This window comes from Corynebacterium sp. LaCa117 (assembly GCF_046717765.1).
GTDB classification, from domain to species: Bacteria; Actinomycetota; Actinomycetes; order Mycobacteriales; family Mycobacteriaceae; genus Corynebacterium; species Corynebacterium kefirresidentii.
This window is the reverse complement of the sequence record NZ_CP177102.1, coordinates 1,110,333-1,128,921: the sequence shown is the minus strand read 5'-3', so window position 1 is coordinate 1,128,921 and position 18,589 is coordinate 1,110,333. Positions and strand designations below refer to the sequence as shown.

The window sequence follows — 18,589 nt, the reverse complement described above, 5'->3', positions numbered from 1 at the left end:
TGGTTTAGGAAACTTCCTCCACGATGAATTCGGCGAGTTCGCGGGCGGTGGGTGCGGGAAGGCGGACGTCGACAAGCGTGCCCTCGGCCGTGTACTCCTCGTGGCGCACCGTGCCCTCGGCGTGTACGCGTGCCACCACATCCCCGCGCGTGAAGGGAACCTGCAGCTTAACGTGACTATCGCGGGAGTTGAGGAAGAGCTCCACGCGGGCGGTAAGCTCGTCGATTCCCTCGCCCGTTCGCGCGGATACGTAGACGACGTCCTCGTAGTCGAGGACGTGGCGCAGCTCAGCAAGCACCAGCGGATCGGCCTGGTCGATCTTATTGATCACGATGATTTCGGGCGGGGCCTGCTCCCCTGTCTCAGAGACGATGTCATAGATGACCTGATTGACCGCCTCAATCTGCTTGAGCGGGAACGGGTCTGAGCCATCGACCACGTGCAACATAATATCGGCGGCTAGTACCTCTTCCAGGGTGGATTTAAAGGCCTCCACCAGCTGCGTAGGCAGGTGGCGGACGAAGCCGACGGTATCGGTGAAGACGACCTGGCGGCCGTCGGCAAGCGTGGCACGGCGAGTGGTGGGGTCCAATGTGGCAAAGAGCGCGTCTTCCACCAATACCCCGGCGCCGGTCATGGCGTTAATGAGAGAGGACTTTCCAGCATTGGTATAGCCCGCAATAGCTATCTGCGCAATGGTTGAGCGTTGGCGCTTGGAACGCTTGACTTCACGTGCGGTCTTCATGGCGCGCAGTTCCTTGCGCAGGCGGGCCATCTCCGTGCGGATACGGCGACGGTCTGTCTCAATCTTGGTCTCACCGGGACCACGCAGGCCCACACCGCCGTTGGATCCGGCACGGCCGCCTGCCTGGCGCGAGAGGTTGCCACCCCAACCACGGGTATGCGTATACAGGTATTCCAACTGCGCCAATGAGACTTGGGCCTTACCCTCTTTTGATTTCGCATGCTGGGCAAAGATGTCAAGGATGAGCATGGTGCGGTCAATGACCTTGGTGTTAAGCGCACGCTCGAGTGCGGTGAGCTGGCCGGGGTTAAGCTCACCATCGCAGACCACGGTATCGGCACCAGTGGCCTCGACGATATCGCGCAATTCCTTCACCTTGCCAGAGCCGATGTAGGTGCCGGAGTCCGGCTTATCGCGCTTTTGGTAAATCATCTCCACTACTTCGGCGCCGGCGGTTTCAGTAAGCGCGGCCAGCTCGTCCATGGTGGCTTCCACTTCGGCCACGGTGCCTTCGGTCCACACGCCGACCAAAATGACTCGCTCGAGGCGCAGCTTTCGGTACTCCACCTCGTAGCCATCGGTAGTGTCCTCGGCGCGGATGGTGGTCTCACGGGTAACGCGGCGGAAGGCATTGCGCTCTGCCAGATCGAGGTCACCGGTGGTGGGCGTCGCCTCCGGCGTGGCCGGGGCGTCGTTATCGCGAAAAGCGCGGGCGAGGAGCTCGTCGTTATTATGCTGGGAAAATTCGGTCATACTACCTTTCATTTTTGCATGTTGCGGCCGAAAGCGGGAATTTCGGATTCTTAGCTGGCTGGACAAGGCGATACAATGGCGGGCATGAACGTTAAGGACACTGGGGTGAAGCAGAATACCGAGATGCAGGCCATTGGCCTCAATTTCGAGCGCTGGCAGGATGCGGTCGAGGCGGCCATCGCCAGCGACCGCTTAGCCGTTACCGGTGAGGTGCGCGGTGGCCAGCTCATTCAGTTCACCGATCCGTCGGGCGCGCAGCTTAATATCCTCGCGGTAGAGCCTTTTGCCACCTTCATCGGCTTCGATGCCGTCACGCAAGGTTTTGCCCACGTGGAGATGGTCAACGATGTCCTAGCCCTGCTGGAAATCATCGATCCTTTCGGCACCACCACCGCCCAGGTCACCGCAAACCTGGCGCAGGGGCCGTTGCTTGCCGACGAACCCTTGCAGCAGTGGCAGCAAATTTCCCTAACCGCCATGGGGCTGGATGTGCGCACCTACGATTCCGCCGCTGCCTATGAGGCGGCCGAAGGCGAGTTCCCCGCGCTCTTCGAATCCGCGGGGGCCAAGGTTATTTCCTCCGGCTCTGGTGCCAAGGTCCCGACTCCTGCCGCTACCTTTGCCGCGCGCGTCATGGAATCTGAGTGGCGCACCAACGAGCTGACCGGGGAGAAATTCGCTCACCTCGTCATGGATGGCCTATTCCCCTTCGACCTCTGCCTGCCAGTGGGAGCCGGCGAGCTGCCGACGAAGGACTCTATCGTGGCCGGTACCGCGATGCTTACGGCTTCTATTGAGCTGCCCAGCGGCGGTTGCGGCGATGGCGCTGGCTGCGGTTGTGGCTCCGGTGGCTGCGGCTGCGGCGGCCACTAGAACGGACACAAAGGCCTGGTGAAATAGCTGTGTGGATGCCCTTGCCTGAAAATGCGAGAAACCGGCGGGTGCTGGTTCTCGCGCTGATCCTGGTCGGATCAGTGGCGGTTGTGGCAACCCTAAAATTTCCCGGGGTTTTCATCGCGGCACTACTTATCGCGGCGGCACTGCTTATGCTCCACGCACGGCCGGATGCCTCGGAGCAGGCGGCGCTGCGCAGCTCTATTCGGCTCTCTGCCGAAGATGTTGAGGACGTCTTGGCGGAGTACGAAGACTTCCGGTCCTCCGAGGCGGCCGAGAAGATCGCGGACCGCACGCTCTACCGGCCGGCGCTTTTAGATTTGGATTGTTCCGACCCCACCATCGAAGCCTTCCATTACGAGCTTTCCGGCGCCCGGCGGTTCCTGCGTCGGTTGAACTTGCGCGTTAATGCGGAAGAAATTAGCACCAACGAGCTGGAATCTTTGCTCAAGGTCACCGATGAGCGCGCCCGCGAACTGAAAGAAACGTGGTTGTCTGCCCGCCGTGCCGCCTTCGCGCTCGGGCCGAAGTATGAAAAGAACGAAGTAGAAAATCGGGCGCTGCGCCGCCAAGAACTTGAAGAGCAAGCCTTCGAGGAAGGCGAAGGGCGCAGCGCCTAAACACTAGCCAGACACGAGGCGGTCTACAGCGAGGTCTCGCCGGTAGCGACGATCGCGGAAGGACCGGTCAAGCGCGAGCCGCCCTCGTAAATATCGACGATAACTTCGCCGCCCGGTACGTGTACATGCACGGTGCCGTGGGGGGTGCTGGTGTGGTCAACGGCAGCGTCGGCAAGCGCGGCGGTCGCTGCTGCTACGGTGCCGGTGCCGCAGGAGCGAGTCTCTCCTACTCCGCGCTCGAAGACACGCATGTGCACGTGGCCATCGCGCAGTGGAGTCACAAGCTCAACGTTCACGCCTGCCGGGAAGAAAGCCGTATCGAGGACGGGTTGCTCCAGCGTCTTTGCCGCAAGGCCCTTAGCGTCCAGCCCCGGCACCACGGCCGCTAGATGAGGGTTGCCCATGTCTATGCCCAGACCGGCGTAACTCTCACCAGCCATAGACGCAGTGGACACGCCAATTACTTCGGCCGGGCCCATCTCCACCGTGACCTCGGCCGCGTGTGCATCACACGAGTGCATCTTAACGAGCTTGGCGCCCGCCCGAGTGCCGATGGTGAATTTATCTTCGTCCACCAGGCCGCGCGAGCGAAGCCAATGGGCGAATACGCGGGTGCCGTTGCCGCACATTTCGGCCACGGAGCCATCGGCGTTGCGGTAGTCCATGAACCAGTCATCGGGCGCAATGCCCTCGGCCAGTTCGGCGATTTCACCTGCTGCAAGCAAAGCATCGGCGCGCACGACGCGCAGCAAACCATCGCCTCCGATACCGGCGCGGCGATCGCACAGCGCCGCTACGCGTTCGGGACTAAGCGGCGTGGCGGCCGCGTGGTCTTCTACGATGACGAAGTCATTTTCAGTTCCATGGCCCTTGGCAAATTTCATGTTCCCTACCCTAGCGCGCGCAAAGCCTGGGCGGCCGTATCGCCCGCAGCATCCAGCCATGTGATGCGCTTATCGCGGTTGAACCAGGAGCGCTGACGGCGCACATACCGCCGCGTCCCGGTAATGGTGCGCTCTACCGCCTCATCCCACGTGAGTTCGCCGCGTTGGGCTTGAAATACCTGGGCATAGCCGATGGCGCGGCCGGCGGTGGAATCGGCTGCCAAGCCTTGTCCTTGGAGATTCTCCACTTCCTCGATAAGCCCACGCTCAAACATTTGGCGCGTGCGCAGTTCAATGCGCGGATTCAACCAGTCCGCGGTGGTGCGCAGCCCCAAGAGGCGGGTTCCCCACCGCGGCGGGGCATCCTTCGGCGGCTGGCTGGCTTTATAGGGCTTGCCGGTTAGTTCGATGACCTCGAGCGCGCGGACAGTACGGCGTGGGTCCTTATCTTCAATAATGGCGGCCGCGGCCGGATCCACCTGTGCCAGCTCTGCGTGTAACGCGTCCGTGCCGATTTCTACGCGCCGCGCCTCGTACTTGGCGCGCACGGCAGGGTCGGTGGGTGGGAACTGCCAGTCGTCGACAAGCGCTTGGGCATAGAGCATGGAGCCACCGACCAGAATGGGTGTTTTGCCGCGGGCCATGATGTCTTCCACGTCCGCGATAGCATCGCGCTGGTAGCGCGCCACGGAAGCGGTCTCGGTCACCTCCCACACATCGAGCTGATGGTGCGGGATCCCCTCGCGCTCGGCCGGGGTGAGCTTGGCGGTGCCAATATCCATGCCGCGATATAACTGCATGGAATCGACGTTGACCACCTCTCCGTCTAGTTCATGCGCAAGCGCCAAGCCTAAGGCAGATTTTCCGGAGGCGGTGGGACCAAAGACTGCAATCGGGTGCATTAGACCTCCCATCCTGCGACATAGCGGCCGACGCCCAAGGTGGCATCGGTGGCCAATAGCTGTGCTTTCTTTGGCCGCAAGCCCGCCAATTCCTCCCACAGTGCGGGTTCTATGACGCCGCGCTGGGAAAGCCACTCACCTGCCCTGCTTGCCGACGCCCCCATCAGCACCTCCTCGCACCACTCGTGCGCCGCCTGGGCGTCTGGAACAAGCGCCAAGGGGGCGCGCTCGGTTAGGCCTGCACTGCCATCTGCCACGACGATGGTCAGCGCCGCTGGATCCGGCTGGCCGATAGCCTCCCGACTACCGCGGACGCTAAGCTGCGGCACGCTGTGTAGTACGTAGCGCGCCATTATCTCGGGCAAAAAATTGCCGCCGCCCAGGTCCGTGGCTGCTCCCCAGGCCTGTAAACTGCCGGTATGGGCGGTATACCAGCGCTGGTCTTGGCTGCCAACGATGTCCACGGCTGTGATACCGGCCGCGGCAGCCTCCACCGCAAGGGAGCGAGCAGCGGCAAGCAGTGCACGAGAGGCAGCGTCATGAGCGGAAAGCTCCACGGCTAGGGCCGGTGAGGCTGGCATTACCATGAGATTGAACATTATTTCTCCATACTATCTACCCAAGTGGAGGTAATTAAATAGAATCTGGGCGCGCGCGAGATATTCGCGGTAATGTATCCAATGATTTTATCCGGCAGCCGTGACGCGCGGCGATCTATGCATAGGAGGGCTTGTCATGTCTCCCATCCCTACCCCAGGTTCCATGCCCAAGAAGGGCCCTCGCCCCACTGCAAAGCCTGTTCCCGTTCAGGCCCCACGCAACAATGACCCGGCCAAGTGGGGCCGGGTCGACGCAGATGGTTCCGTCTTCGTTTCTGCTCCAGAGGGCGAACGCAAGATCGGCGAGTGGAAAGCCGGTACCCCCGAGGAGGGCCTTAAGCACTACGGCGCGCGTTATGACGATCTCTCTACCGAAATCGAGCTGCTCGAGGCTCGCCTACGCGCCAATCCTGATGAGGCCGCCGGCATTAAAAAGACCGCAGCGCAGTTGCGCGAAACCCTACCTACTGCTGCGGTCATCGGAGACATCGCTGCCTTGGATCGGCGCCTTAGCGCGGTGATTGAACACTCGGTAGAGGCCGGCGAGCAGGCACAGGCCGATAAGGAACGCCGCCGCGAAGAAGCAATCGCTGCCAAGGAAAAGCTGGCGGCTGAAGCAGAAGAAATTGCTGAAAACTCCACCGAGTGGAAGGCCGCTGGCGACCGCATCCGCGCCATCTTGGAGGAGTGGAAGCAGATTAAGGGTATCGACCGTAAGACCGATGATGCCCTGTGGAAGCGCTACTCTCGCGCCCGCGATTCCTTCAACCGCCGCCGCGGCTCCCACTTTGCTGAGCTGGACCGCGCCCGTGCGGTTGCCCGCAAAAAGAAAGAGGAGCTCGTCGAGCGAGCCGAGGCCATCCAGGATTCTACCGATTGGGGTCCCACCGCCCGCGCCTACCGCGATTTGATGACCGAATGGAAGGCCGCCGGCCGCGCTCCACGCGAGGTGGACGATAAACTCTGGGCCCGCTTCCGCGACGCCCAGGACAAGTTCTTCAATGCTCGCAATGCCGTCAATGACGAGCGCGACCGCGAGTTCGCAGAAAATGCCAAGGCCAAAGACGCCTTGATTGCGGAATACGACGGTCAAATCGATCCTGCTAAGGGAATCGAGGGAGCTAAGGCCAAGCTGCGCGAGTTGCAGGAAAAGTGGGAAGAGATCGGCTTCGTTCCCCGCAAGCAGGTGCGCGAATACGAGTCCAAGATCGCGGCGCTGGAGCAGCGCGTTACCGATGCGGAAAAATCTGAATGGCGCCGCACCGACCCAGAGGCGCAGGCACGTGTGGCACAATTCCAGGCCAAGGTCGATGAGTTTAAGTCTCAGGCCGAGGCGGCTGAAGCCAAGGGCAATGCAAAGAAAGCCGCTGATCTGCGCGCTCAGGCCGAGCAATGGCAGGCTTTTGCCGACGCCGCCGCTAACGCCGTCAACGATAAGTAGTGCACCTCGTCCACATTGCGCGTCCACCGCGGCCGCCGCACGCATCTCCCGTAGACGCACGGCCCAGCGAACCAGCGGATTGTATTCGCAGCTTCGTCTTTTGGGCCAACCTTGCGGCCCAAGAAGCCAGCGGCGATGCCGCGGCATCAACGTCGCCTAGCCGCGTGGTGCAGCGGCTACAAGGTTCTAGCGAATCACAGACCTACCTTTTTGCCGTAGTAGACGGCGACTCCACCCTGGGCGAGGTCTCTGAGCTTGGGCTGCCGTTAATACCTGCGGTGGAGCCCAGCCCAGAGCTGGACTACCTCGGATTCATCCTCCTCAGCCTGCCGCTTTTGGAAGAGCGCGAAACCGCCGAGATTGAATGCGTGCTGTGCGATCTGCCTCTCCCTGGGCAAGAACTCGAGGAGGAAGGGCAGAAAGTAGCCGAGTGGATGGGCATAAAGGCGCTGGAGCTTGCCCGGAAGCTCGGCCGCACCATTGCGCACGTCGGTCTTCTGCATCCACCGGGGACGGACCCAGACTACGATGTCATGGGAAGCGTCTACCGCCAGCTGGGGTTTAAGCACCGGCATGCAGAACACCAACTCGTGATGGACATCCCCGATAGCCCCGTGGCGGCACTCCTTCCAGCGGGAATCACCTCGCAGGCGTGGGCTGATTACGACATCCCAGAAGGCTACCTCGACGAGGTCATGCGGCTGCTTTCCCTAGCGTCCCAAGACGCGGAGACCGGGGATTTGACGGTGGAGCCCATCGTCTGGACTCGCACGCGGTTGCGCGAAGCCCACAGCCGGCTGCGTTCTCGCCGCGGGCATACGTTGCTTATCGCACTCACCAGCGAAGAAGGGAAAATCCTCGCGCTGGCAGAAGTAGCCAGGCACGAGGATGCGAATCCTGAGGTAGCCGAGTGGACTTTGACCGTCACCGATCGTCCGCACCGGCGCCGCGGACTTGCGCAATTAGCCAAGCTCACGGCGCTTCATGCCGTTGCACACCATTGGCCACAAGTACGTCGCTGCTACGGCTCCGTGGCGGACAAAGACGAAGCGATGAATGCCATCTACCGTAGATTGGGTGCCCGAGAGCTTTCCCGCTCTTGTGCATGGGAGTTGCGATTGCGAGACTAGAGCCGCAGGCGTCACAGATAAAAGCGCGGCAGCGCGCTTTTTACTCGCCGCGTTGGGCGCGGTGACGCTCAGCGGCTTGCTTGCGGCGATTATCCACAATTGGCTCCTGCCGCGGCGCCGCGTTAATAGCAGGTTGGAATTCGCCCACCTCATCGAGCTGTCCGGCGGTGGCACGCACTTGAGCCTCGGCGGCCTTTTGCTCTGGGCTGCGGCGCAACGCCACTAAGCAATAGGCCAAAAATGCTAGGAAGGTAGACAGCATTCCTACCCACATTCCCAGCGATGCCCCGTCAGCGGTAGACCCGCGGAACCAGAAACCCCACAGGTTGGCAAAGAAGGACACAGTCACCAGCATCCAGGCAAGAAGCCCAGGCGTAGCTCGGCGGGTGAACAGTGTCACCGGGGTGAGGATGCCCAATCCAAGGAGAGCGAGCCACGCGGAGACGGTTTCCATGAGGGATATTCTGACTCCGCTGGACGTGGTACCGAAGGTCAACGCTTCCCAACCGTGTGAGGGACCGGCGTAGGGCAAAACCAGGTAGAGGATATAAGCCACCACCGCGATGCACAGTGTGACTTTGTGGCCGCCAAGGTCCATTGTCTGTGCTGCGCGGCGCTCCGCGGTAGCTGCTTTCTGGGCGGCGGTGGTGGGCGTTTCCTCAGTCATGGGTCCCTAGCCTACTCCCCTCTTAGCAACCGCAAGAATCGCCGGATTCAGCGGCCGCTGGCTTTCCAATAGACGGCAATCCCAGGCCCACGCCGATGGGCGCCGTCGTCGGGGTCTCACCGGCGGCCGACATGTCGCCGGCCTTGGTGCGGGTGTGGGAGGTAACGGCGGCGTCGGCAAGCAAGAAGAAAGAACCCGCACCGGTGACCTGAGTATGGACCACATCGCCCGGGCGAATCGCGGTGGAGATGTCCGCGCCGTCAGAATCAACCGGGGTGAAGTGCACCAAGCGCCCATCACGAGCGCGACCAGTCATGCGGTGGGTCTCATCGTTCTTGCGACCGCCCTCTGCCTGGACCAAAAGTTCAACGTCTGTGCCGATGAGCTTCTTGTTCTCCTCGGCCTGGATGCTATCTTGCAAAGCAACGAGGCGCTCGAAGCGATCTTGGACGACGTCCTTGGGAATCTGGTCCTCCATTTCCGCGGCCGGGGTGCCTGGGCGCGGCGAATACTGGAAGGTAAAGGCAGAGGCAAAGCGGGCGCGGCGCACCAGTTCCATCGTGTCTTGGAAGTCTTCCTCGGTCTCGCCTGGGAAGCCCACGATGATATCCGTGGTAATCGCGGCGTGCGGAATCTTCTCCCGTACCTCATCCAAAATCCGCAGGAATTTCTTCGTGCGGTAGGAACGGCGCATGTCCTTGAGAACCTTGTCGGAGCCGGACTGCAGCGGCATGTGCAACTGCGGGCACACGGACGGGGTCTCCGCCATGGCGTCGATAACGTCAGAAGTAAACTCCGCCGGGTGCGGGGAGGTAAACCGCAGGCGCTCAAGGCCTTCGATCTTGCCTACCTCGCGCAGCAGCTTAGAGAAAGCGAAGCGGTCGCGCGGCATCTCCGGATCGGCGAAGTTAACGCCATAGGCATTAACGTTTTGTCCCAGCAAGGTGACCTCAGATACGCCCTGATCCACCAGCGCTTGAACTTCGGCCAAAATATCGCCCGGCCGACGGTCCTCTTCTTTACCGCGCAGGGAAGGAACGATGCAGAAGGTGCAGGTATTATTGCAGCCTACAGAAACAGAAACCCAGCCGGCATAGGCAGACTCACGCTTGGCCGGCAAGACGGACGGGAACGCCTCGAGGGAATCGACAATCTCCACTTGGGCTTCATCGTTGTGGCGAGCGCGCTCTAGCAGGGTCGGAAGAGCCGCCATGTTGTGGGTGCCAAAGACGGCATCGACCCACGGGGCATTATCAAGGACGGTGTCCTTGTCCTTTTGCGCCAGGCACCCACCCACGGCAATCTGCATGCCTGGGTGGTTTTCCTTGGTTTTCTTCAAAGCGCCCAAGGTGCCATAGAGCCGCTTATCGGCATTCTCACGCACGGCGCAGGTATTAAAGACGATAAGGTCTGGCTCTACACCTTCACCGGCGGCCGAGTAGCCTGCCTCCTCCAAAAGGCCAGAGATGCGCTCGGAATCATGCACATTCATCTGGCAGCCGAAGGTTCGGACTTCATAAGTACGGGTATCTGCGATTGTCTGCTCCACGTCGGCATAGTTTAGCCATGTAGTTAGGCATCTCATAACTGCCGGAGCTAGCTACGTGGAGACGACCTACGCACTGCCAAATCATTGCGCAGCGCGTAATTCAGCGCACCGCGCCTCAAGCGCTGCGATCGCAATCTGCAGTGACATCCCTTCATTGAAACCACGGCGCGCAAGAACACCCACGATACGCCGTAAGGCCTTATCGCGTTCCCTGCGATCCGACGGAATGGTTTTAATGGAGCGGGCCTTCTTTTGAGCAAGGGTCCGTACCATGGCTTCTTCATCGGCAGGGTTAATCTGCTCGAGGGCTTCAGCACGGTCGGCCTCGCTCACGCCTTTCTCACGCAATTCCCTATTAAGCGCCGAACTAGATTTCCCGCGGCGCTTATGGCGCTGCCGTACCCATTCGTGGGCAAAAGCGGCGTCATCGACCAACCCCGCGTGGGCTAGATCATCCAGCACATCTTCAATCAGATCTGGCTCGAATTCCGCTTTTAATAAGCGGTCATAAAGCTCCTTCCGGGACCTAGACCGCTGATCCAGAAGGCGTAGTGCACGAGAGCGGACTTTAGCCTTGGCTTCTTCTACCTCCCGATCAAAAAGCCCGCCCCCTACCGCACCGCTCTCATAGGCCTCAAGGGCCTGACGGAGTTGAGCGAGTTTTTCGGGGGCGGGCTGATTCATAATGCAGGTTCAGGTGGGACGTGGATAGCGCAGGTGCAGGGTGAAACGACTTTAGTCGTCGTCAAAGTCGACGTTTGGAACGAGGTCGACGGACTCATCGGTCAATGGGTCATCGGCGCCAGGAACATCCATCGCGGCAGCCTCTTCACCCTCGGCCGTAGCCTCGTCGATGCCAAGCTTTTGGAAGATCTTTTGCTCGATTTCATTGGCAAGGTCCGGATTATCCTTCAGGAAGTTACGGGCCTTTTCCTTACCTTGACCCAGCTGATCTCCTTCATAGGTAAACCAGGAACCAGATTTACGGATAAATCCGTTCTCGACGCCAAGGTCAATAATGGAAGATTCGCGGGAGATACCTTCGCCATACATGATGTCGAATTCGGCAATCTTAAATGGTGGGGAGACCTTGTTCTTTACCACTTTGAGCTTGGTGCGGTTACCAATCGCATCTTGTCCATCCTTCAACGTCTGGATGCGGCGAATATCGCAGCGCACGGAAGAGTAGAACTTGAGTGCCTTACCGCCTGTGGTGGTCTCTGGTGAGCCGAACATCACGCCGATCTTTTCACGCAGCTGGTTAATGAAGATGGCGGTGGTACCAGAGTTGTATAGAGCACCGGTCATCTTGCGCAGCGCCTGTGACATCAGGCGGGCCTGGAGGCCGACGTGGCTATCGCCCATCTCGCCTTCAATTTCCGCCTTCGGGGTCAAAGCCGCCACGGAGTCGACCACGATGATGTCAATAGCGCCAGAGCGCACCAACATATCAGCGATTTCCAAAGCCTGTTCGCCGGTATCAGGCTGGGAGACCAAGAGGTTATCAGTATCTACACCAAGCAGGCGAGCATACTGTGGGTCAAGGGCGTGCTCGGCATCGATAAAGGCGGCAATGCCGCCCTCCTTTTGCGCAGATGCGATGGCGTGCAGCGCGACGGTGGTCTTACCAGAAGACTCTGGTCCATAAATCTCCACGATGCGTCCTCGTGGGAAACCACCAATACCCAGGGCAACATCGATTGCGGTATTACCCGAAGAAATGGCCTTAATGGGCGGACGATTATCATCACCCAAGCGCATAACAGCGCCCTTGCCATAATCCTTCTCAATCATGGCCATGGCGGCATCGAGCGCCTTCTGGCGGTCATCTCCCTTAGCTGCGGAAGAAGACGACTTCTTTTTGGTTGCCATTACTTTTCATCCTTATCTTTAACGACGATGTACTAACGCATAATTAGACTGTCGCGGAACACAAATGGTTCCCTCCGTCAACGCCATCCCACTGTAGACGACTGCACCGACACAACCGCTATTCTACATACATCTGTTCGAATGTCGAAAGCAGGCTCGCCGATACTCTGCTCAAAATGGTGCTATTTGCCTGGATAATCTACCCCCAACCTGCGCCCTTGTGGTACATCGAAGTCATCGCACAGACTCAGCCAAACTTTTCGTGGATCGACGCCGCGTTCGATAAGTTCATCCGGCGTCGCCCCTAGGTCAGGCAAGACATGAGAGTGGCTAATCCACTTACCTTTGGACTCTCCAAATTCATCCACAATGAGCTGGTGATACTCAGTCAATCTCATGCGCGCCATCCTACTCAGCACGCAAGAGGCCGCGCCAGCAGGCCAGTAGGGTTCACTTGACCACCCACCGCACTAGCTCGACTGCCCTCCTTCTACTCCCCGTTAAACAATGTTCAAAACATTCGATTGTCTGCAGGTTTTATGCAGTGCTAATCTCTTGAGAATGAAGAAGAACTCTCTGGCAGCCACCATTGCCTATGTTGCCGTCTTTACCGCCCTCGTCATCGTCCTCGCCTTCGTCTCGATCCCCGTCGGTTCCGCTGGCGTGCCCATCGTGCTACAAAACGCAGCGCTCATCCTCGCCGGTTTGATCTTGGGCAGCAAACGCGGCGGATATGTGGGGCTCCTCTTCTTGTTCCTGGGCCTTGCTCTACCCGTTCTAGCCGGTGGCGGAACTACGCTGCGTGCACTGGCGGGCCCGACTGCGGGCTACATCATCGGCTACGTCCTGTCGCCGGCGGTTGCTGGAGCAATTGCCTACCGCTCTCCCAAAAATAAGGCCGGCATGACTGCAGTACTTGCCATCGCTGCCGTGTGCGGCCTTGCTATCCAATACATTTGCGGCGCCTTTGGCCTCATGATCCGCTCCGGATTGGAGATTGGACCGGCCTTCGCAGCTCAGCTGCCCTTCATTCCCGTGGATGCAGGAAAGCTTGTGGTAGCCGTCATCATCGCCCTCGGTGTCCATGCAGCCTTCCCAGATCTCATGGGACGAAAGGCTTCCTAGTGCCCACTATCGAGTTTTCCTCGGTCACAGTGGCCTTTGATGACACCGTGGTTCTCGAGGACATCAACCTTAAACTCACTGAACAGCGCATCGGTATCATCGGCCAAAACGGCGGCGGAAAATCTACCTTAACCAGGCTCATTAATGGCTTAGGGGAACCCAGTAAGGGAACGGTGACGGTGGACCACATGGACGTCGCCAAGCAGGGCAAAAGAGTACGCGAAAAGGTTGGTTTCGTCTTTTCGGATGCCGAAAATCAAATTGTCATGCCCAATGTGCGCGATGACGTGGCATTTTCACTACGCCGCTTTAAACTGCCCAAACACGAACGCACCGCCATGGTAGATGCCGCCCTCGAGCGCTTTGGACTCGCCGAGTTTGCTGAGCGCTCACCGCACACGCTTTCCGGCGGACAAAAGCAGCTCCTCGCGCTGGCATCGGTCATGGTTATTGATCCGATACTCATTATCGCAGATGAGCCTACTACCCTGCTGGACCTGCGCAACCGCGACCGGATCAAACGGGAATTTTCCAGCCTGGAACAGCAATTGATTGTAGTGACGCATGATCTGGATTTTCTGCGCGATTTTGATCGCGTCATCTGCATCGATAATCATCGCATCGCCGCAGACGGAAAGCCCGCAGAGGTCATAAAGTTCTACCAAGAGCTCATGTCCCAGCGACCGTTGTAGGGGGAGATATCATGCAGCGACGCACAAATCTTCCACTATCGGTTTACGTTGATGGAACAAGCTTCATTCACCGAATGAAGCCCAGCTGGAAGATCACATTCCTTTTAATCTTCATCGTGGTCAGCAGCATCTTCTTCACATCTCTTCCGTGGGCAGCAGGCGGTGTCATTTTCGTGGTACTTCTCTATGTTTGTGCCCGGATTCCGCTTGGTATTGCGTGGAGCCAGATATGGCCACCACTTTTCTTCCTAGTTCCCTTGGCAGGATTTCAATGGTGGGCAAAGGACTTCGACTATGCAGCGGTGATGTTTCTCAATATTTTCGCCGCCATGTTGGCCGCCTTCCTGCTGACACTTACCTCCACGGTAGACGCCATCATGGAGTCATTAGAAGAATCACTACACCCGCTCAAGCGACTGGGTGTACCGGTAGAAAACATCAGCCTTGCTATGGCATTGACTATTCGCCTTATCCCGCTCATGTTTGAAACCGTCTATGAGGTGCTTGATGCCCGCAAGGCGCGCGGCGCCGGCATGTCCCCGCTGGCCTTTGGCACCCCGGTCATAATTCGCTCCATCCGGCGTGCGCGCGCGATGGGCGAAGCACTACAGGCTCGCGGCGTTGGCGACTAAAACAAAAATACCGCCTACGTTGACCCCCATCTGTTGGTCAACGTAGGCGGCAACTGCGCTAGGCAGTGGTGGCTGCTTTATTCCCCGCGCAACTCACGCAGGCGAGCCTGCACTGCATCATCGCTGGCAGCGCCCGGCTGAGCGGCGTTGTCTGCAGCGGAGCCAGAGGCCTTGTTTCCTTCAATAGCCTGGGCTTTATTGCTTTCCACAGACTTGGAAGCGTTCATTTCGCTGCGAATTTGCTCCAAGCGGGAGTGCCCAGCCATCTGCACGCCGGCTTGCTGTACCTCGGCCATGCGGTTTTCCACCGAGTTCTCCGCGAGCTCAGCTTGTCCCAATGCCTTGGAATAGCGGCGCTCAATCTTATCGCGCACGGAATCCAGAGATGGGGTATTGCCATTGGCAGTCAGCTCGTTCATGGAGTTCAAAGACTCGGAAACCTTTTCCTGCATCTTTGCCTGCTCCAGCTGGGAAAGCAGCTTGGAGCGCTCATTGACCTTCTCACGCAGTGCAGCATTGTTGCGCTGAACTGCATTCTTGGCCTTTTCTGCCTGCTGCAGTGCTTGGTCGTGCAGCTTCTTGGTATCTTCCACGGATTCTTCCGCGGTCACTAGCTGGGCGGCGAAAGCCTCGGCTGCATTTTCGTATTCGACAGCCTTGTTTTCATCGCCTTGGGCACGGGCCTGGTCCGCCAATTCCAAAGCCTGGCGAGCATTGCCCTGCAGCTTTTCTACCTCTGCTAGGCGGCGGTTGAGCTGCATTTCCAGCTGACGCTGGTTACCAATAACGGCGGCTGCCTGCTGAGAAAGCTCCTGATGCTGGCGCTGCGCTTCCTCAATAGCCTGCTCGATTTGTACCTTCGGATCGGCGTTTTCCTCGATTTTGTTGTCGAAGAGGGCCATAAGGTATTTCCAGGCTTTAACAAATGGGTTCGCCATGGTGTGCTTCAACCTTTCTAGGTTAAATATATGTGCGTATTGTTCTGCTATTTATAGTAGCGAAGCGCCGTTTCCACCGCTTGCGCTCCCCGAGGTCGCGGGCGCTTGCCGCGGGCTTTCTATAATCACCACAGCCGGCCTTTCCTCTGCAGGACAAGACCGACTGAAGTTATAAGTGAATTCCGCGGCGGCTTAAAGCTCTGATGCGGCGGGTGCCGTATGGGCGAGCTCTTCATCCATGGACGGAAGAGCCATGTAACCTGCGGCTTCAATCAGCACATCAGACACCGAGCAATCCAGCGCGTGACATACAGACGCCAGAAGCTCAGAGGAGACCTCCTTGCGGCCGCGTTCGAGCTCCGAGAGATAGCCCGGCGAAACGCGCGCCACCCCAGCTAGTTCACGCAGGGTGACTCCCTTATCCGCGCGGAAGGCTCGCAGAGTCAATCCAAGTGCTTCACGCAAGAGCGGCTCGGGAGTACGCGCAGTGGTGGGCGCTGCTGATGCGGAGGCGCCAGTTACCGAGTGTTCGAGGACTGCAGTTGAAGTGTTCATCACTATGGTCAACGCCCCTTATCTCATTATTGTTCCCGCCGCAGCGGGTTTTCTTCCAAAATTGTGCCGAGGAGCCGCAAAGAGGCTGCAACCGTGGCTTCCCTGATTTCATTGCGCTCTGTACCCAACCCGGATAGTAATTGGGAGAAAGCAACCCTACCGGGCGAGTAGATTCCGATATAGACCGTGCCCGCCGGTTTGCCTTCCTGTAGGTCTGGTCCGGCCACTCCAGTAAGGCCTATCCCCCAGTCCGCTGCGGTTTCTGCCACCGCAGCGCGCGCCATAGCGAGGGCAGTCTCCTCAGAAACGACACCGGCAGCCTCAATTTCGGCCACAGGTTGGTGCAAGAAGTGGGATTTAACCTCGGTCGCATAGGTAACCAACCCGCCACGCAACACAGCCGATGCCCCAGGAACTGACGCCACCGTAGCGCTGGCCAACCCAGCTGTTAAAGACTCACAGAAGGACAAGGTTTCACCGCGCTCGGTGAGACCGGATACAAGCCTGGCCGCAGCAGTTTTAATGGAAGACCACCTAGCTATTCTGCTTCTTGCCGTCTATGAGATACTGCACGCCGGTAACCACGGTCACAACTGCCGCCACCAGCATGACTACAAAGGTCGGTACGTTCATCCACTCAGGCAACGGCCACAAGTACAATCCAACGGCCAGGGATTGCAGTACCGTCTTCAGCTTGCCGCCCTTCGAGGCAGGCACTACCTTGCCGCGACGCAGCAAAACCATTCGCCAGATGGTGATACCGAATTCACGAATAAGAATAACAACGGTAATCCACACTGGCAGTGCCCCAATAATGTTGAGACACACCAGTGCGGTAGTCATTAGTGCCTTATCCGCGATGGGATCAGCAATCTTGCCAAAATTAGTAATGAGGCCGCGGGCGCGGGCGATGTCGCCGTCGAGTTTATCTGTGAGCATTAAGGCTGCAAATAGGCCAAAAGCCCACCATTCGTGGCCCGCTACGACCAGCCATGCGAAAACCGGAATAAATAGAATGCGCAGGCTGGTGAGAACATTTGGCAGGTTCCAATTAGACACCTGCGGATTCACATCCGAAGATTGCGCTGACTGTGTTCCGGGTTGATTCACGTTATACATACTACCTGTTAGCACTAAGGGCCTGCGCTTAGATGCCCCTGCAATTTAGAATGCGAAGCATGAAGTATTTTGCAGTTAGCTACGACTACAACCCCAATAATCCAGAGATTGCCAAAGCCCGCCCCGCACACCGCGAATTCACCGCGCAGCTTTTTGAAGAAGGCACCATCATTGCCACTGGCCCATTGACGGATTCCAAAGGCGGCGCGCTTATCATCGTGGGGCTTGGCGACGACGCAGAGGTTGCCGATGCAATCACCCTCATGGACAATGACCCCTTCTACCAGGCCGGCTGCATCACCGGCCGTAGTTTCCGCGAATGGAGTCCGGTTAACGCGCGCTTTTAGTGCGGCAGCTCTTCCTTGGGCAGGTCATCGGCCTTGCCCAGGAATTCGCCCTTTTTGTTACGGACTATCTTATTGCCTTCCTCGTCCCAGTCGAAGTGATTATGCGATACCGGCACTCCGCCTTGGTTTTCATCCCGCTTGTGTTTGATGATCGAGGCAATCACCGTAATAACCAGTACCCCCACAATCACTATGAGTGAGGTGATGGTGGAAAATTCTGGGACGGACTCTACGTTTTCGCCGCCGTTGACAAACGGCAAGTTATTCTCATGCAGCGCGTGGAACAGCAGCTTCACGCCAATAAAGCCCAGAATGACGCCTAGGCCATAAGGCAGGTACACGAGGCGATCCAGCAGACCGTCAAGCAGGAAGTACATCTGGCGCAAACCCATGAGGGAGAACGCATTGGTGGTAAAGACCAAGAACGCTTCTGCGGTAATGCCGTAAATGGCCGGAATGGAGTCAAAGGCAAACATCACGTCGATTAAGCCGATAGATACCAACGCGATAAACAGCGGAGTAAAGGCGAATTTACGTTTGCCAGAGGAATCCTCCACGCGGTGCGTGAGCCTATCGCCGTGGTAACGCGGGGTGACGTGAACTACCTTGCGAATTAGCTTGATGATGCCCATGTCGTTGGGATCGGTTTCGGGGGCATCCCTAAGCTCATCAATGATGAGCTTGATTGCCGTGTAGATGAGGAAAACCGCAAACAGGTAGAAGATATCAGACCACGCGGAAATGACCGCTGCGCCCAAAAGGATGAATACCAGCCGGCATGCCAGGGCGATGACAATACCGATGAGCAACACTTTTTGCTGATACTTACGCGGGATCTTGAACGCGCCCATGATGAGCGCAAACACGAAGAGGTTATCTACTGACAGCGCTTTTTCTGTCACATAACCCGTGAGGTATTGAATGCCGTGCTCATGGTCCCAGATGGCCCATACGCCGGCACCGAAAAGGAGAGCAATGCCGACGTAGAAAAGGGTCCAGAACCCTGATTCTTTGAGCGTCGGCTCGTGCGGGGTCCGCACATGGGAGTAGAAATCGAAAACAAAAAATCCAAGAATAACGACGATAGAAATCGCCCAGATCCACAATGGCACATGCATTGGTACA

General features: G+C 58.3%; 22 protein-coding genes. 8 read left to right on the top strand and 14 right to left on the bottom strand.

Translation table 11 applies throughout. From position 1 onward, the window contains the following. Nucleotides 1-4: 4 nt before the first annotated feature. On the bottom strand, nt 5-1,498 hold the full coding sequence (gene hflX / locus ACLI1L_RS05635) for a GTPase HflX (protein WP_411708265.1): 1,494 nt from the start codon (nt 1,496-1,498) through the stop codon (nt 5-7). 75 nt (nt 1,499-1,573) lie between these two features. On the opposite strand from hflX, the gene ACLI1L_RS05630 reads away from it, so the two are divergent. Next, nucleotides 1,574-2,371 (top strand): hypothetical protein, encoded by a 798-nt coding sequence (locus ACLI1L_RS05630; protein ID WP_411708264.1) that lies wholly within the window; start codon nt 1,574-1,576, stop codon nt 2,369-2,371. A gap of 35 nt (nt 2,372-2,406) precedes the next feature. Continuing rightward, the gene (locus ACLI1L_RS05625; protein WP_411708263.1) at nt 2,407-3,012 is read left to right on the top strand and encodes a hypothetical protein; all 606 of its coding nucleotides are present in this window, start codon (nt 2,407-2,409) and stop codon (nt 3,010-3,012) included. A 23-nt stretch (nt 3,013-3,035) separates the two neighbouring features. On the opposite strand, the gene dapF is transcribed toward ACLI1L_RS05625, so the two are convergent. From dapF to ACLI1L_RS05610, 3 genes are read right to left on the bottom strand one after another with little or no spacing between them, the layout of a single operon-like run. Next, the gene (gene dapF / locus ACLI1L_RS05620; protein ID WP_086587528.1) at nt 3,036-3,896 is read right to left on the bottom strand and encodes a diaminopimelate epimerase; all 861 of its coding nucleotides are present in this window, start codon (nt 3,894-3,896) and stop codon (nt 3,036-3,038) included. Nucleotides 3,897-3,901: 5 nt separating this feature from the next. After that, the gene (miaA, locus tag ACLI1L_RS05615; protein WP_411708262.1) at nt 3,902-4,798 is read right to left on the bottom strand and encodes a tRNA (adenosine(37)-N6)-dimethylallyltransferase MiaA; all 897 of its coding nucleotides are present in this window, start codon (nt 4,796-4,798) and stop codon (nt 3,902-3,904) included. Then, nucleotides 4,798-5,397: a hypothetical protein gene (locus ACLI1L_RS05610; RefSeq protein ID WP_200288947.1), complete on the bottom strand. Its 600-nt coding sequence runs from the start codon at nt 5,395-5,397 to the stop codon at nt 4,798-4,800. The genes miaA and ACLI1L_RS05610 overlap by 1 nt, the downstream gene beginning before the upstream one ends. 136 nt (nt 5,398-5,533) lie before the next feature. On the opposite strand from ACLI1L_RS05610, the gene ACLI1L_RS05605 reads away from it, so the two are divergent. Both ACLI1L_RS05605 and ACLI1L_RS05600 read left to right on the top strand, forming a co-directional pair. After that, nucleotides 5,534-6,838: a DUF349 domain-containing protein gene (locus ACLI1L_RS05605; protein WP_411708261.1), complete on the top strand. Its 1,305-nt coding sequence runs from the start codon at nt 5,534-5,536 to the stop codon at nt 6,836-6,838. Next, nucleotides 6,838-7,968 carry a GNAT family N-acetyltransferase gene (locus tag ACLI1L_RS05600; RefSeq protein ID WP_244169498.1) on the top strand — a complete coding sequence of 377 codons (1,131 nt, stop codon included), beginning with the start codon at nt 6,838-6,840 and terminating at the stop codon, nt 7,966-7,968. Before ACLI1L_RS05605 ends, ACLI1L_RS05600 begins: the two co-directional genes overlap by 1 nt. 40 nt (nt 7,969-8,008) lie before the next feature. Here ACLI1L_RS05600 and ACLI1L_RS05595 read toward each other — a convergent pair whose 3' ends face one another. The 5 genes from ACLI1L_RS05595 to ACLI1L_RS05575 form a co-directional block, all read right to left on the bottom strand. Continuing rightward, nucleotides 8,009-8,635: a hypothetical protein gene (locus ACLI1L_RS05595; RefSeq protein ID WP_244169497.1), complete on the bottom strand. Its 627-nt coding sequence runs from the start codon at nt 8,633-8,635 to the stop codon at nt 8,009-8,011. Between the two features lie 22 nt (nt 8,636-8,657). Then, nucleotides 8,658-10,220: a tRNA (N6-isopentenyl adenosine(37)-C2)-methylthiotransferase MiaB gene (miaB, locus tag ACLI1L_RS05590; protein ID WP_200288945.1), complete on the bottom strand. Its 1,563-nt coding sequence runs from the start codon at nt 10,218-10,220 to the stop codon at nt 8,658-8,660. Nucleotides 10,221-10,265: 45 nt separating this feature from the next. Next, nucleotides 10,266-10,868 (bottom strand): recombination regulator RecX, encoded by a 603-nt coding sequence (recX, locus tag ACLI1L_RS05585; protein WP_411708260.1) that lies wholly within the window; start codon nt 10,866-10,868, stop codon nt 10,266-10,268. A gap of 51 nt (nt 10,869-10,919) precedes the next feature. Further along, the gene (gene recA, locus ACLI1L_RS05580) at nt 10,920-12,056 is read right to left on the bottom strand and encodes a recombinase RecA (protein ID WP_411708259.1); all 1,137 of its coding nucleotides are present in this window, start codon (nt 12,054-12,056) and stop codon (nt 10,920-10,922) included. Nucleotides 12,057-12,238: 182 nt separating this feature from the next. Then, nucleotides 12,239-12,454, bottom strand: a complete 216-nt coding sequence (locus ACLI1L_RS05575) for a DUF3046 domain-containing protein (protein WP_411708258.1) — start codon at nt 12,452-12,454, stop codon at nt 12,239-12,241. Between the two features lie 163 nt (nt 12,455-12,617). Here ACLI1L_RS05575 and ACLI1L_RS05570 point away from each other — a divergent pair, with 163 nt between their 5' ends. The 3 genes from ACLI1L_RS05570 to ACLI1L_RS05560 are packed head-to-tail and all read left to right on the top strand — an operon-like array spanning nt 12,618 to nt 14,505. Next, nucleotides 12,618-13,181 (top strand): biotin transporter BioY, encoded by a 564-nt coding sequence (locus tag ACLI1L_RS05570; protein ID WP_086587520.1) that lies wholly within the window; start codon nt 12,618-12,620, stop codon nt 13,179-13,181. After that, nucleotides 13,181-13,873 carry an energy-coupling factor ABC transporter ATP-binding protein gene (locus ACLI1L_RS05565; RefSeq protein WP_411708257.1) on the top strand — a complete coding sequence of 231 codons (693 nt, stop codon included), beginning with the start codon at nt 13,181-13,183 and terminating at the stop codon, nt 13,871-13,873. The genes ACLI1L_RS05570 and ACLI1L_RS05565 overlap by 1 nt, the downstream gene beginning before the upstream one ends. An 11-nt stretch (nt 13,874-13,884) precedes the next feature. Further along, the gene (locus ACLI1L_RS05560; protein ID WP_394285884.1) at nt 13,885-14,505 is read left to right on the top strand and encodes an energy-coupling factor transporter transmembrane component T family protein; all 621 of its coding nucleotides are present in this window, start codon (nt 13,885-13,887) and stop codon (nt 14,503-14,505) included. A 77-nt stretch (nt 14,506-14,582) separates the two neighbouring features. Here the strand turns inward: ACLI1L_RS05560 and ACLI1L_RS05555 are convergent, their stop codons facing one another. From ACLI1L_RS05555 to pgsA, 4 genes are all read right to left on the bottom strand, one after another. After that, nucleotides 14,583-15,443 carry a PspA/IM30 family protein gene (locus tag ACLI1L_RS05555; RefSeq protein ID WP_086587517.1) on the bottom strand — a complete coding sequence of 287 codons (861 nt, stop codon included), beginning with the start codon at nt 15,441-15,443 and terminating at the stop codon, nt 14,583-14,585. A 192-nt stretch (nt 15,444-15,635) separates the two neighbouring features. Further along, a complete protein-coding gene (locus tag ACLI1L_RS05550) occupies nt 15,636-15,998 on the bottom strand; it encodes a helix-turn-helix domain-containing protein (protein WP_086587516.1) in 363 nt (120 codons plus the stop codon). Between the two features lie 26 nt (nt 15,999-16,024). Continuing rightward, nucleotides 16,025-16,522, bottom strand: coding sequence for a CinA family protein (locus ACLI1L_RS05545; protein WP_086587515.1), 498 nt, complete (start codon nt 16,520-16,522; stop codon nt 16,025-16,027). A gap of 10 nt (nt 16,523-16,532) precedes the next feature. Next, nucleotides 16,533-17,117 carry a CDP-diacylglycerol--glycerol-3-phosphate 3-phosphatidyltransferase gene (gene pgsA, locus ACLI1L_RS05540; RefSeq protein WP_086587514.1) on the bottom strand — a complete coding sequence of 195 codons (585 nt, stop codon included), beginning with the start codon at nt 17,115-17,117 and terminating at the stop codon, nt 16,533-16,535. A gap of 59 nt (nt 17,118-17,176) precedes the next feature. Between pgsA and ACLI1L_RS05535 the strand changes: the two genes are divergently transcribed. Continuing rightward, nucleotides 17,177-17,464 (top strand): YciI family protein, encoded by a 288-nt coding sequence (locus ACLI1L_RS05535; RefSeq protein WP_086587513.1) that lies wholly within the window; start codon nt 17,177-17,179, stop codon nt 17,462-17,464. Here the strand turns inward: ACLI1L_RS05535 and ACLI1L_RS05530 are convergent. Then, entirely contained in the window at nt 17,461-18,582 is a 1,122-nt protein-coding gene (locus ACLI1L_RS05530) for a TerC family protein (RefSeq protein ID WP_086587512.1), read from the bottom strand. The genes ACLI1L_RS05535 and ACLI1L_RS05530 overlap by 4 nt on opposite strands. Between the last annotated feature and the right edge of the window lie 7 nt (nt 18,583-18,589).